The organism is Bacillus sp. FJAT-29814, from assembly GCF_001510715.1.
In the GTDB taxonomy this organism is placed as follows: Bacteria; Bacillota; Bacilli; order Bacillales; family Cytobacillaceae; genus Neobacillus.
The window spans coordinates 100214-114223 of the sequence record NZ_LMTJ01000001.1; the positions used below are offsets into that span (position 1 = coordinate 100214).

Consider the following 14010-nt stretch of genomic DNA (forward strand, 5'->3'; position numbering starts at 1 on the left):
ATGGGTATTTTTGCACTACTGGTAAAATCGTCCACATCCTACAATTAGTTTAATAGGAGAGGAGGAATGAAATGAGAAAGAAAAAGTTTTTTGCAGTAGCGACCACACTATTAACGACAGCTGCATTAACTCTATCATCGATGAACTATACATATGCGGAGACAACAAAGAAGAATGATGCGCCATCTAATCTCAAAGTCTTAAAGACAGAACCGAAGTATTCCTACAAGGATGCGATTCGTGAAACAGTCTTTGTCCAGTCAAGCCTGGACACGGATGAAAACGGTGTACCCGATAAAATTGCCGTCGACATCATCCGCCCGAAGGAATCCAATGGGGATCTAAAGGTTCCGGTCATCATGGACGCGAGCCCTTATTACGAGAGTTTGGGCCGAGGCAATGAAAGTGAAGTCAAGGATAAGGATAAAGACGGAATCAATGAGAAGTTTCCGCTTTATTATGACAACTACTTTGTCCCAAGGGGCTATGCAGTCGTCTTGCCGGATATGGTGGGTACCAACCAATCGGATGGTTGTCCGACAACCGGAGGATATGAAGAAATTGAGAGTGCTAGAGTTGTCATTGACTGGCTTAACGGCAAGGCAAAAGCCGTTGATAAAAATAATAAAGAAGTCAAGGCCGATTGGACAACTGGTAATGTTGGGATGATCGGGAAATCCTACGATGGTACGCTGGCAAATGGTGTCGCCGCAACAGGCGTAGAGGGGTTAAAAACGATTGTTCCAATTGGCGCCATCAGCAATTGGTATAACTACTATCGCTATGCTGGGCTAACCTACTATAATAACGGACCTGGCGGGCTGGCAAGCAGGGTGGCCAACAGTAAACGAATCGCACAATGTAAGCCTGTCTTTGACCGTCTGAACGAACAAGCAGACGATGCCACTGGCGATTACAATGCCTTCTGGGATGAGCGAAACTATGTGAAGGATATTAAAAAGGTAAAAGCAAGTGTATTCGCCGTCCACGGTTTGAATGACTTAAACGTGAAAATGAACCATTTTAACGATTGGTGGGAAGCGTTAAATAAGGAAAAGGTTCCACGCAAGCTTTGGCTGACACAAACGGGCCACGTTGATCCATTTGATTTCCGAAGAGCAGAATGGGTTGATACCCTGCACCGCTGGTTTGATTACTGGCTGATGGGCATCGACAATGGCATTATGAACGAACCGGCCGTTGATATTGAACGAGGAGCAGATGTGTGGGAAACACAGCCTGCCTGGCCAACACCGGATGCGAAAAATTTCAAAATCCGACTTGCCCCAGGGGAAAACGAAACATCACCTGGCGTACTGACCACTGGTCCTGTAAGAGGCAACTTTACCCAAAGCTTTACGGACAACCCAAATCAAACCGAAGTACAAATGGTTACAAATGAAATGACGGTCAGAAGCGACCGGCTTGTGTTCCTGTCAGAACCTTTAAGTGATGACGTCCACATGAGTGGGATGCCAGAAATATCGCTCCGGGCAAACGTGGATAAGGAAAATTCTAATCTTACGGTGATGATTGTCGATTACGGTATGGATACAAGAGTCAATTACCGTGCAAGCGGCGAGGGAATCCGAACGCTGCAAACCGAATCGTGCTGGGGAGAAAGTTCGGATACCGATGATGCTTGTTATCGGGATACCGTGAAGAACACCTATACTGCACCATACGAAATGGTTACACGCGGCTGGTTTGATCCACAAAACTGGAAGTCAATCGAGAAAACAGATCCACTAAGCCCGGGAAGAAGTTATAAATTTGAATGGGGCGCATTGCCGCACGACTACGTGTTCAAGAAGGGCCACCGCATCGGTGTCATCATCGCCGGCAGCTCCCGTCAACGAACGCTTCCATCGACAACCGGCGCTACATTTGAAGTCGACCTCGGCCAAAGCTTTATCAATTTACCAATTGTCGGTGGTAAAAAAGCAGTTAATTTCTAAAAATAGCATCGCAAATCTGGTCGCCGATTCCAGGAATTGGCGGCCGTTTTTTGTCCCCCGCAAATAAAATAGTCAAAACTGCATATAAAAACCGCAATTGCGCAAATAATCTGCTTAAAACCGCAAATAGAAACAGTTTATCTGCAAGTAAAAGGGGAAACAAATTTTATCTATGATTATATTCTGTTTACAAAAAATTCAAAGTATGTAATATTATTATAAAAACATATATTTAATAGATAAAGGCAAACCATTCGAAAGATTGGGACGCAAAGCTCCAGGTCTAAGGTTACATACTATGACGGCTGAGTTGCCTAAAATAGACATATTTTAGGAGTGTATATCTGTGTCAGCTCTAGCTTATAAACAAGAACAATTTTTTGATATTAAAGAAATTAGTGATGAAAATTTAGTAGAGTTATATGTTACGGCCATTCTGGAAAAATATGAAAAAAACTTACGGTTATTTGAAGAAGAATTATTGGAAAGAAGATTATTTTTAACTGCTTTAGAATGGTATGATTATAAAAAAAGCGTTTTTCGATTAAGCAACAGTCCTTATAGTTTTGTGAAATAAAAAAGTACATATAAAAAAACCAAAGGACTGGCTGCTAATCGGCAGCCTTTCCTTTTTAAGGGAGCTGGGGGATTAATATAAGTTGCTTACTTCTTGAGAACTCTAATAAAATGAATGAATAACACGAAATACATCGGGTAATTCAAATATTTGATTAATTTTGTTATAATCGTAGATTAAAGGGGGTGCTTACAGATGGAGAATCACATTAGGTTATCTGGTACTTCTTCCACTCATGCAAAGCCTATAATTGGAAAGGCGATACTTTGCATGGGGCGAAACAATTAATTTTATCGCTAAACAAGCTTTTCTAATATTTTGGCTTTGCACCTTATTATTTAAAATTTAAATAAGGGGCGAGCGAAATTGAAGTACGTGAATGCAAACAAAGTTTTACCTGAGAAGTTAATATTGGAAATTCAAAAGTATATCCAAGGGGAAACCCTTTATATTCCGAAACAGGAAACAGAATATCGTAAATGGGGTGCTTCCAGCGGAGGAAGACGGATACTGGAAAGTCGAAATACCGCTATTCGAAATTCTTTTATTAGCGGAAGCAAAATCCAGCAGTTGGCCGAAGAATATTATCTTTCGCCTGAAACAATCAAAAAAATTGTATATTCGCATAAGAAATAGAAGTACGGCACTGGTGAATATCTTCATCAGTGCTTTTTTATGTAAAAAATAGTTCTAAGTCATTTTCTACATATTAAATTTTTACCTTTTTTTTATAATATAAGGTATGAAGACTGCAGTAACAAGATAGGAGTATGAAGATGACCGAACAATTTATTAAAAATGAGCAATTAAATTTTATAAAAAAGCAAATAGATTTCATTAAGGAAAACATCAATAAGAGCGTACCTCAAAACGTTTTGATTGCTACAATCGAGTTAGCGAATGCCAAAATCCTGGACCTCTTTCCAGGTGCAACATTGGAGCAACAGGGAATTTTGGAAATTTCCAAACTAAAAAATGATAAAGAGTATGACACATATATCCAGAATCTTATGGACTACCTGCTGCCCTTTCCAAAAATAACCGAGCAGCAATTGAAAAAGATGTTTCCGAAGCAAAAAAAATTAAAGCTGCCTGATTTATCAAATATTAATCATAACCAGTTGACTTATTTAAGCTGGAATGACTTACGATCCAATAAAAAATTTATCGTATATGATTTGGAAGGAAAAATGGTCGGTATTGAATGTGAATTTACCCCAACTAGTAAGAAGAATTTCTGTTCCTTCTGTCATAGTTTTAGTGAGGTTGCCTACGTTTCTACTGTAACCAAAACAAAAAAATTAAAAAATCCAGATTACTACAGGTCCATCGCCAACCTTATTTGCGCAGATAGCAGTGAATGCAATAAAAAAATTTCCGATGTAGACTACTTAACAACTTTTCTAAAGGATTCACTAGGGGTGTAAGTACCACGGGGACGGTTCTGGCGGGTTCAAGGAGCCATCAAGTTCCTGACATACGCTGGATTCATCATAACCGGCATAGACAATAAATTTGAATCAAATTTCTCGCCGGAAGCAGCAATGGCCGCTTGAGCCTGTGCCACGGCTTCAGACCTTAAATTTCGCCCTTTGAGGCGGCGGTTTTTTTATTTTTAGTATCTGTTATTATTTATTGTTGATTTTGGTATAGGGATGAGAATTAATAAGCGGAGAAATTCCGGTTAATGTATATAGGGGAAGCACAAGAAGCTGATATAAGCGGAGAAATTCCGGTTAAATGCTCTAAATAAGGCAAAATTCAAAGATTTGGATAAGATAAGCGGAAAAACTCCCCTTATTTTTAGGGAAATATGGATATTTCCCAGTTTAACCGGAATTTCTCCGTTTATTTTTCAAACACAGCTTAATCAACATTCAGCTATATCAGAGCCTATTTTTAATAGAGGCAAAACTAAGAAAATCCTTTGGAGAAAGTGTAATGATACATAGCATCCATTAGATTAAACTTAAGGAGAAAAAAATGGAATTTTGGGAATCAAGTTTTATCGAAAAACAAACGATGTGGGGAATACAACCTACAGACTCAGCCATCATAGCAAAGGACTTTTTCCTAGAGAAGAACGCGAAGGACATCCTGATACCAGGGATTGGATACGGGAGAAATGCTAAGGTTTTTATAGACAATGGAATAAAGGTGACAGGAATTGAAATTTCAAAAACCGCGATTGAGTTGGCGAGGCAAAATGGGATTGATATTCCTATTTTTCATGGTTCCGTAACTGACATGCCTTTTGAAGATAAACTCTATGACGGCATCTTTAGCCATGCACTCCTTCACTTATTGAATAGCAGCGAGCGGGAGAAGTTCATCAAAGATTCCTATTATCAGTTAAAGCCGGGTGGATATATGATTTTTACGACTGTGTCAAAAAAAGCCCCAATGTATGCCAAGGGCAAACAGTTGGACCAAGACTATTTTGAGACACCGGACGGCGTCAAAATGTTTTTTTATGATACAGACTCCATCAAACAGGAATTTGGGAATTATGGGCTAATAGAGGTTTCAGAAATAGATGAGCCAAATAAGAACATGAAAAATAAACCATCCATAAACTTTCTCATTATAAAGTGTAAAAAGGATCATAATGAATAAGTTGTACCCCTTCTCAGCAACTTAAGAAATATAGCAATTGAGAGAAGGTGTAGTATGGCAAAAAATTGGTTTCGATCACTTACTATCATTTCCTTAAGCATAGGATTATTACTAATGTCATCCTGTAGTCGGCCAGAAAGCGAAAGGAAAAGCAAACAGGAAGTCAAAAAGGAAAAAACCCCTCGTGAAGTGTTAGGGTTTTATACAGAACAGGAAGGAACGTATCCTAGCTCCCAACCTACAGTTGACACGCAATACACCAGTTTAAGCAGCATTGCCCCTTTTTGGTATAAGCTTGATGATAAACGTCCTGGCAGTCTTATAGACTCCGTTACAGCAGAACATAAAAAAAAGGTGATTCAGAATGCTCATCAAAAACAACTGAAGGTATATATGGTTGTACATAATCTATTTTATGAAACCGTGGAGACGGGCAAGCAGGTAGCAAGTAATGTACTCGACAACAATCATAACCGCGATGTTTTCATTCAGACCATACTTAATGAAATAGAACAATTTAAATATGACGGAATCAATATTGACATGGAAAATTTGAATTTGACTGACCGTGACTCTTTTAGTCTGATGATTAAAAAATTAACGGATACCCTACATCGTGATGGAAAAATAGTGACTGTTTCGGTTCCGGCCAACACAGGTGATGCCCGTGCCAATCCCTGGTCACTATGGTTTGATTACGAAAAGCTTGGTCAATATTCAGATGGATTAATGATTATGACGTACGATGAACATAATCCTAGAACAAAACCTGGGCCTTCAGCATCAGTCGATTGGACGGAAGCAACGATTCGCTATGCTTTGAAACAGGATGTACCACCATCAAAAATATTGCTCGGTATCGCTGGTTATGGATGGGACTGGGATACAACCGCTGGCGGAGCCAAGTATAGCTCCTATGAAGAGTTAATCGGCCTGAAAACAAAATATAAAGCCAAGGTGAATTGGGATACCCGTTCGCAAACGCCTCATTTCAGTTATGTAGATGAAAAAAATCACAGTCACCAGGTTTGGTTTGAAAATAGCGATAGTCTGCAGCATAAGCTAGACCTTGTAGAAAAATATAACTTACGGGGAATCGGGATTTGGCGGCTAGGCTTGGAAGACCCAACGTATTGGAAGACCATACCGGAGGAAATAACAGTGAAAAAGTGAATTCGATTACTCCTTTTCTGCATAATTCTTATATTAACTTCGGTTTTGTAAGGGTTAACTAATCTGAAAAAATTTGCTATTTTGAAAAGGGTCCTTTACAAGAAATAATATGGTATCTTTTATAGGAAGTTTTATTCCAAATTTACTATATTATAGATAAAGGAGAACTATATGCTAGATAAACTTGTTGGGAAAATAGGGCATTATATGTATTTTCGCTATGGTTTTTTTATACTATTATCATTAAGTTTATTACTTAGCATTGTTTTTCCTCATAATGATAATTTTATCATGTTTGTTATTTCCGTGATTTTTTTAGGGATTGGCTTTTATAATAAACCTGTTTTTTTGATGATTTTTACGGTTCTAGTGGTTATTTTCAGGTTTAATCTATTGCCATTAGCAGAAGAGAGTTTTATTATTCATTTAGTTTCTTATTTTTTAATTTCCTTTATTTCAGCGGGTGCGATGTATTATGTTCAGAAAGTCAAAAAGGATGCCTTAGATTTAACCAAGTCGCTTATTAATGCCTTAGATTTTAGGGATACTTATACTTCTGACCATTCTGAAAATGTTTCCAGGTACGCTGTTAAAATAGCTGAAAAGATGAACCTTTCTAAAGAGCTGTGCCATGTCATTCAGACAGGGGGCTTATTGCACGACATCGGTAAGATTGGAATTCCTGAAAACATCTTAACCAAGCCTTCTCCATTAACTTCAGAAGAATATAACATAATTAAGTCACATCCAGTCATTGGCTATGATATGCTCAAACATGTTGAACGTTTTAAGAAAAATGGTATGTTAGATATTGTTTTATATCATCACGAAAGATATGATGGTAAAGGTTACCCAAAAGGATTAAAAGGCACAGATATTCCATTGGCTGCTCGAATTGTCGATGTAGCTGATGCGTTTGATGCGATGATGTCCAAACGTGTTTATAGAAATAAATCGGATTTGGTTGTTGCCCTTAATGAGATGCGCCGAAATAAAGGAACACAATTTGATCCTGAAGTAGTGGATGCGTTCCTTAGAATAATTCAAGAACAGGGCATAAAAGGGGAGCACCTAATAGAGTATGATCACACAAAACGGGCAGCCTTACGATAATAAGAATAAAGTGCCAGCCACCCTCCAGGAAAAAAGGAAGGTGGCTGGCACTTTATTTAGTGGTTAATTTCCCCTGATTTTATTTGCCAGTCTATTTCGATAATTGTTGCTACTATTCTTTTGCCGTGATAATCTTGAGAATATGTGAAATGTAGATGGGGATGAGGAGTTTGAACATTAAAGCATTTGTGATGGCATCGATTACGATTATCATCTGGGGGTCATCGTTTCCCGTGATCCGGTCGGTATTCCAGGGAGGATATACACCGGGGCCGCTCATTCTCAGTCGATATCTAATCGCATCTGCACTCTTCGTGATCTTTGCCCTGAGTCCGTGGGTGAAAATTCGGTTGCCTCAAAAAGAGGATCTTTTAAAGATTACGATTTTAGGATTAGTCGGGATTAGTGTATACCATATCGGGGCGACCTTTGGGGTGCGATACGTATCAGCAGGAACAGCAGGAATGCTGGTCGCTGCAGCTCCGATTTTTACATCGCTCATTGCGGTGTTTATTTTAAAAGAACGAATGGGTGTGTTCGGCTGGCTAGGGTTGATGCTCGGATTTATCGGCATTGGCGTCATTTCGATTGGGTCATCAGGACCTGCCTCCGGGAGTACACTGGGTGTTCTACTGCTTCTGATGGCGGCTGCCGCAACTGCCGTGCTGTTCGCGTATCAGAAGCCGCTTTTAAGCCGTTATTCATCGATGGAATTAACAGCGTATTTTACTTGGATTGGGACGATTCCTTTTGTCATCTTTTTTCCGGGGCTGCTCCATGAGATTCAACATGCCACAGTAGCGGCACATCTATCCACACTTTATATCGGGCTTTTCCCAACCGCTATCGCGTATGTCACATGGGGGATGGCTCTGTCTGCCGGGAAATCCAGCTCCGTCACAAGTATGTTATATCTTGAACCGCTAATTGTCATCCTGGTTGCCTGGCTATGGTTGAATGAATGGCCAAACGCCGCTTCTCTCATTGGCGGAATCATTGCCATTGCGGGTGTCATCGTGATCAACATGCTTGGTTCAAAACAACAATCCCCTGCAATCGAAACGCAAGGGGTCAACAACGTCAGTCCTCCTATATAAATAAAAGTGCCGGGCGCTACCCAGAAAATGAGTAGGTGCCTGGCATTTTTTTGTTTATTGATAGACCCATTGGTTGTATGCTATAGTAAAAAATAACTTATTAAACAATTTTAATAAGCTATTTTATTGCATACTTATTAAAGGGGTTTAATAAGTTTTAGAGGTGAATCAAATGAGTGAATTAGTTTTGCAAAAATATTAACGACAAGCGAGGCTTACATATGACAACCATCCTTTTAATCATTATTTATTTGGCGTTTATCAGCTTAGGGCTGCCTGATTCCTTGTTGGGGGCTGCGTGGCCTGTGATGCAAACGGACCTAGGGGCGCCACTTGAGACGGCGGGACTACTTTTTATGACGATTGCGGGTGGTACCATACTCTCGAGCTTAGTTAGTGGGAAGGTACTGAAACGGTTCGGTACCGGCAAAGTCACCGTAGTGAGCGTCTTCATGACAACAGCTGCGCTACTGGGGTTTCATTTTGCGCCCTCAGTTGGTTGGTTTATTGTATGCGCCATCCCACTGGGACTGGGAGCAGGAGCTGTTGATGCGGGTTTAAACGATTATGTTTCGATCCATTATAAAGCCCATCACATGAGCTGGTTACATTGTTTTTGGGGAGTCGGAGCTACACTTGGGCCAATCATTATGGCTCAGTTTATGTCAGGTCAAGATGCTTGGAGAAGTGGATATTTTTCTATAGCTGGAATTCAGTTTGGGTTAGTCATCATCCTTCTCGCCACTCTACCCCTATGGAACAGAGTGGCAAAAAACAACTCTATCACGGTAGAGTCCGAAGTTGAAACAAGTATAATTGTGGATGAAAATGTGAAACCAATAAAAATAAAAGGCGTGAAACTGGCTCTTGCCTCCTTCTTGTTCTATTGTGGGGTTGAAGCAACAATGGGACTTTGGGGAAGCAGTTTCTTGGTTAATATCAAAGGCTTAAGCGCGGCAACTGCTGCACAGTGGGTTTCCTTCTATTACGCCGGAATCACAATTGGCAGATTCGTAACCGGTTTTATTACCTTTAAAACGACGAATCGAACCCTTATTCGAGGGGGACAAATGCTCGCATTAACGGGTGCGATTATTCTATTTTTACCATTGCCGGCCACTTTTTCTCTAGTTGGTTTTATTATCGTGGGACTGGGTTTGGCACCAATCTTTCCGTGTATGCTGCATGAAACACCTGCACGTTTCGGGAAAAAACATTCTCAGACGATTATGGGCTATCAAATGGCAGTTGCCTATACAGGAACTACCTTCTTGCCGCCACTTCTAGGGTTCATTGCGTCTCGTTCAACGATTGGAATTTTCCCAATCTGCATGGTAATGTTTGTGGCAGTCATGCTGCTAAGCTCAGAAAAATTAAACAGTTTATTAAGTAAGAAGTATGTTACTGAAGAGTTGAACACGTCCATTAGCAAATGATGAAATAACCGCATAGCCTCACAATTTGAAATAGGAAACTTGCCATTCTGCGGCAAGTTTTTTTGATATTATTAAAAAGCTTTACCATTAATTACAAAAAAGAAAGGGTTTACAGCAATAGTAGGATAGGGGTAGAATGTAGTTGTTCGCAAAACGAGTTAGACGTCTGACATCTAACCTTTGAATTCTGGTATTTAATTTCTATACAACATCAAATGATTTTTTTAAAAAGAGGTGCGCTTCCATGAGAATGGTTGATGTAATTGAGAAAAAACGGGATGGTTACGAATTAACCAAAGAAGAAATTCAATTCTTAATAAACGGGTTTACAAAAGGCGATATTCCTGATTACCAAATGTCAGCCTTTGCGATGGCTGTGTTTTTTCAGGGAATGACGAAAGAGGAACGCGTTTATTTAACGGAGGCGATGGTCCAATCCGGTGATCAAATTGACCTCTCAAGAATTGAAGGCATCAAGGTAGATAAGCATAGCACCGGTGGAGTTGGCGATACAACAACTCTTGTGCTGGCACCGCTTGTTGCCTCTGTTGGCGTACCAGTAGCAAAAATGTCAGGAAGAGGCTTAGGCCATACTGGTGGTACCATTGACAAATTGGAATCCATTGAGGGATTTCATGTGGAAATATCAAACGATGAATTTATGCAATTAATGAATCAAAATAAAGTAGCTGTCATTGGTCAGAGCGGGAATTTAACACCTGCGGATAAAAAGCTATATGCACTTAGAGATGTAACCGCAACGGTTGACTCCATTCCGCTGATTGCCAGCTCGATCATGAGCAAGAAAATTGCCGCAGGGGCGGATGCCATTGTTCTGGATGTCAAAACAGGTAGCGGAGCATTCATGAAAAATCTTGACGATGCAAAAGATTTAGCCCAAACGATGGTAGAAATCGGTAAAGGCGTCGGCCGTAAAACAAAGGCGATCATATCCGATATGAGCCAGCCGCTCGGATTTGCAGTCGGCAATGCTCTTGAAGTAAAGGAAGCCATTGACACGCTAAAAGGGCAAGGACCGGAAGATTTACATGAACTCTGTTTGACTCTTGGAAGCCATATGGTTGTATTGGCTGAAAAAGCTACTGATTTCAACGAGGCGCGTAAAATGCTAGTAGAATCGATTCACAACGGGCAGGCATTACAAACCTTTAAAACCTTCCTAGCGGCACAAGGAGGAGATGCATCGGTTGTAGATGATCCCACTAAACTTCCAACAGCTTCCTATATGATTGAAGTTCCGGCTAAATCCTCAGGCTATGTAGCCGAAATCACCGCGGAAACAGTTGGAACTGCGGCCATGATGTTGGGTGCTGGACGTGCTACAAAAGAATCTGTCATTGATTTGGCAGTAGGCGTTGTTCTTCATAAGAAAGTAGGAGATCAGGTCGAGGCAGGAGAATCCCTGGTTACGATTCATAGCAACAAAGAAAACGTTCAGGAAGTAATCGAAAAAATTTACTCGGCTTATAAAGTGACAGATGAAAAAGTAGAACAACCTACACTCATCTATACAGAAATTCATTAATCTGCAAAGGAAGAGAAGCATGACAAAAAATATAGCACAAATGATCGATCATACCTTATTAAAAGCGGATGCCACAGAGGTGGAAGTCACTACATTGCTTGAAGAAGCAAAACAATATAAATTTGCCTCCGTTTGCATTAATCCAACGTGGGTAAAAACAGCAGCAGAATTTCTTCGTGCTACTCCGGAAGTGAAAGTCTGCACGGTTATTGGCTTTCCGCTCGGGGCAACAACGCCTGAAGTGAAAGCATTTGAAACAAAAAATGTGATTGAAAATGGCGCCACAGAAGTAGATATGGTGATCAATATTGGCGCATTAAAAGATAAACAATATGATTTGGTCGAAAAGGACATCAAAGCAGTAGTTGATGCTGCGAAAGGGAATGCATTAACGAAAGTGATTATAGAAGCATGCCTTTTGACAGATGAGGAAAAAGTAAAAGCTTGTCAATTAGCCGTAAAAGCTGGGGCCAACTTTGTCAAAACTTCTACCGGTTTTTCCACTGGCGGCGCGACGGTAGAAGATATCACTCTTATGAGAAAAACAGTTGGGCCGGAAATTGGCGTAAAAGCTTCCGGGGGCATCAGAAGCCTGGAAGACGCTGAAGCCATGATCAAAGCGGGGGCTACACGAATTGGGGCCAGTTCAGGTGTGAAGATCGTAAATGGAGAAACATCATCATCTGCTTACTAGAAAACAGCTAAAGGCTGGTCTTATGGCCAGCCTGGTTACTCAAACATATTTGAAAGGATGACGAAACAATGGATATGCAACAATTAATTGATCAAGCGATCGAAGCTAGGAAAAAAGCATATACACCTTATTCAAAATTTAATGTAGGCGCAGCAGTCCTGACAAAAGATCATCAAGTCTTTCAAGGGTGCAATATTGAAAACGCCTCCTATGGATTGACCAATTGCGCTGAAAGAACAGCTATTTTTAAAGCGGTTTCTGAGGGGAAAAAAGAAATAGATACAATCGTTGTTGTTGCCGATACAGAGGGTCCTGTTTCACCTTGTGGTGCGTGCCGCCAGGTAATGGCCGAATTCTGTGATAAAGACACGAAAATTATTTTAGCTAATTTACATGGTGAAAAAGTAGAGACAACCATTTATGAATTGCTGCCTGGCTTTTTTTCTTCTAAGGACTTAACAAAATAAATTTTTTGTTCATGATGGAAGCGAATACAACTATAGATTATTACACCTTTTGGAGGACTAACAATGAAATACATTATTGCAATTATTGGACTGCTTGTTGTTTTTGCACTGGCATACTTGGTAAGCAATAATCGGAAGAACATCAAAATAAAACCGATTATTCTTATGGTCATTATTCAAATGATATTGGCAACGTTATTATTAAATACCACTTTGGGCCTAGGATTAATTAAAGGATTTGCCGGGGTCTTTAATAAATTATTGGAATATGCAAATGCCGGGGTAACGTTTGTGTTCGGCGGAATGACCAATGAAGGAGCTTTTCCATTCTTCCTAAATGTATTGCTGCCGATCGTGTTTATTTCGGTGCTAATTGGAATATTCCAGTACTTGAAAATCCTGCCGTTTATTATGAGACTAATTGGTTTATTACTCAGCAAAGTGAATGGCATGGGGAAATTGGAATCTTATAACGCGGTTGCTTCGGCGATGATTGGTCAATCTGAAGTGTTTATTACGGTGAAAAAGCAGCTGGGTCTCTTGCCTGCCCATCGTTTATATACTCTTTGTGCATCCGCGATGTCCACCGTTTCTATGTCAATTGTCGGTGCTTATATGACCATGATTGAACCAAGATACGTGGTCACTGCACTTGTTCTGAATTTATTTGGCGGTTTTATTATCACTTCTATTATTAACCCTTATAAGGTGGATCCAAGCGAGGATATTCTGGAGATTCAGGACGTAGAAAAGCAAAGCTTTTTCGAAATGTTAGGTGAATACATCTTGGATGGTTTTAAAGTAGCCGTGATTGTCGGTGCCATGTTAATTGGATTTGTTGCTTTAATGGCTGCGATTAATAATGTTTTTGATTTAGTTTTCCATATTACATTCCAAGAGATATTAGGATATATCTTTTCACCGATTGCGTTTATCATGGGAATTCCATTTTCAGAGGCGGTACAAGCAGGCGGGATCATGGCCTCTAAGCTTGTAACGAATGAGTTTGTAGCTATGATGGACCTGGCAAAAGTAGCTGAATCCTTTAGCGCTCGTACATTAGGAATTATTTCTGTTTTCCTTGTTTCATTTGCCAACTTCTCATCAATCGGAATTATAGCTGGAGCAGTAAAAAGTCTTAATGAGAAAAAAGGTAACGTTGTGGCCAAATTTGGTTTAAAACTTTTATATGGTGCCACTTTAGTAAGTGTATTATCGGGTGTCGTAGTAAGTATCGTTTTATAAATTAGAGAAAAAGCAATTTTCATCCTTTAAAGGATTGAAAACTGCTTTTTCCTTTTTGAAGGAGGGAAGGTTGTGGGGAAATTTTTGC

13 protein-coding genes and 1 riboswitch are annotated in these 14010 nt (G+C 40.0%); all 13 genes read left to right on the plus strand.

Annotated features, from left to right (window positions below; genetic code table 11):
• Nucleotides 1-71: 71 nt before the first annotated feature.
• Nucleotides 72-1958 (plus strand): Xaa-Pro dipeptidyl-peptidase, encoded by a 1887-nt coding sequence (locus AR334_RS00515; protein WP_066303760.1) that lies wholly within the window; start codon nt 72-74, stop codon nt 1956-1958.
• 234 nt (nt 1959-2192) lie between these two features.
• A riboswitch (cyclic di-GMP riboswitch) is annotated at nt 2193-2276 on the plus strand.
• 28 nt (nt 2277-2304) lie between these two features.
• Nucleotides 2305-2535 carry a hypothetical protein gene (locus AR334_RS00520; protein WP_066303762.1) on the plus strand — a complete coding sequence of 77 codons (231 nt, stop codon included), beginning with the start codon at nt 2305-2307 and terminating at the stop codon, nt 2533-2535.
• A gap of 366 nt (nt 2536-2901) precedes the next feature.
• Nucleotides 2902-3171: a CD3324 family protein gene (locus AR334_RS00525; RefSeq protein ID WP_066303763.1), complete on the plus strand. Its 270-nt coding sequence runs from the start codon at nt 2902-2904 to the stop codon at nt 3169-3171.
• A 140-nt stretch (nt 3172-3311) separates the two neighbouring features.
• On the plus strand, nt 3312-3962 hold the full coding sequence (locus tag AR334_RS00530) for a FusB/FusC family EF-G-binding protein (RefSeq protein WP_066303764.1): 651 nt from the start codon (nt 3312-3314) through the stop codon (nt 3960-3962).
• Between the two features lie 556 nt (nt 3963-4518).
• Entirely contained in the window at nt 4519-5151 is a 633-nt protein-coding gene (locus AR334_RS00535) for a bifunctional 2-polyprenyl-6-hydroxyphenol methylase/3-demethylubiquinol 3-O-methyltransferase UbiG (protein WP_066303766.1), read from the plus strand.
• A 114-nt stretch (nt 5152-5265) separates the two neighbouring features.
• Nucleotides 5266-6324, plus strand: coding sequence for a glycosyl hydrolase family 18 protein (locus tag AR334_RS00540; RefSeq protein ID WP_253701138.1), 1059 nt, complete (start codon nt 5266-5268; stop codon nt 6322-6324).
• A gap of 171 nt (nt 6325-6495) precedes the next feature.
• Nucleotides 6496-7437, plus strand: a complete 942-nt coding sequence (locus tag AR334_RS00545) for an HD-GYP domain-containing protein (RefSeq protein WP_066303770.1) — start codon at nt 6496-6498, stop codon at nt 7435-7437.
• A gap of 170 nt (nt 7438-7607) precedes the next feature.
• Nucleotides 7608-8534: a DMT family transporter gene (locus AR334_RS00550; RefSeq protein WP_066303772.1), complete on the plus strand. Its 927-nt coding sequence runs from the start codon at nt 7608-7610 to the stop codon at nt 8532-8534.
• Nucleotides 8535-8755: 221 nt separating this feature from the next.
• A complete protein-coding gene (locus AR334_RS00555; protein WP_066303773.1) occupies nt 8756-9970 on the plus strand; it encodes a sugar MFS transporter in 1215 nt (404 codons plus the stop codon).
• A gap of 244 nt (nt 9971-10214) precedes the next feature.
• Nucleotides 10215-11516, plus strand: coding sequence for a pyrimidine-nucleoside phosphorylase (locus AR334_RS00560; protein ID WP_066303775.1), 1302 nt, complete (start codon nt 10215-10217; stop codon nt 11514-11516).
• A gap of 19 nt (nt 11517-11535) precedes the next feature.
• Nucleotides 11536-12210, plus strand: a complete 675-nt coding sequence (gene deoC, locus AR334_RS00565; protein WP_066303778.1) for a deoxyribose-phosphate aldolase — start codon at nt 11536-11538, stop codon at nt 12208-12210.
• A gap of 68 nt (nt 12211-12278) precedes the next feature.
• Nucleotides 12279-12677, plus strand: a complete 399-nt coding sequence (locus tag AR334_RS00570; protein WP_066303779.1) for a cytidine deaminase — start codon at nt 12279-12281, stop codon at nt 12675-12677.
• Nucleotides 12678-12740: 63 nt separating this feature from the next.
• A complete protein-coding gene (locus AR334_RS00575) occupies nt 12741-13922 on the plus strand; it encodes a NupC/NupG family nucleoside CNT transporter (protein ID WP_066303780.1) in 1182 nt (393 codons plus the stop codon).
• The last annotated feature ends 88 nt before the right edge of the window (nt 13923-14010 follow it).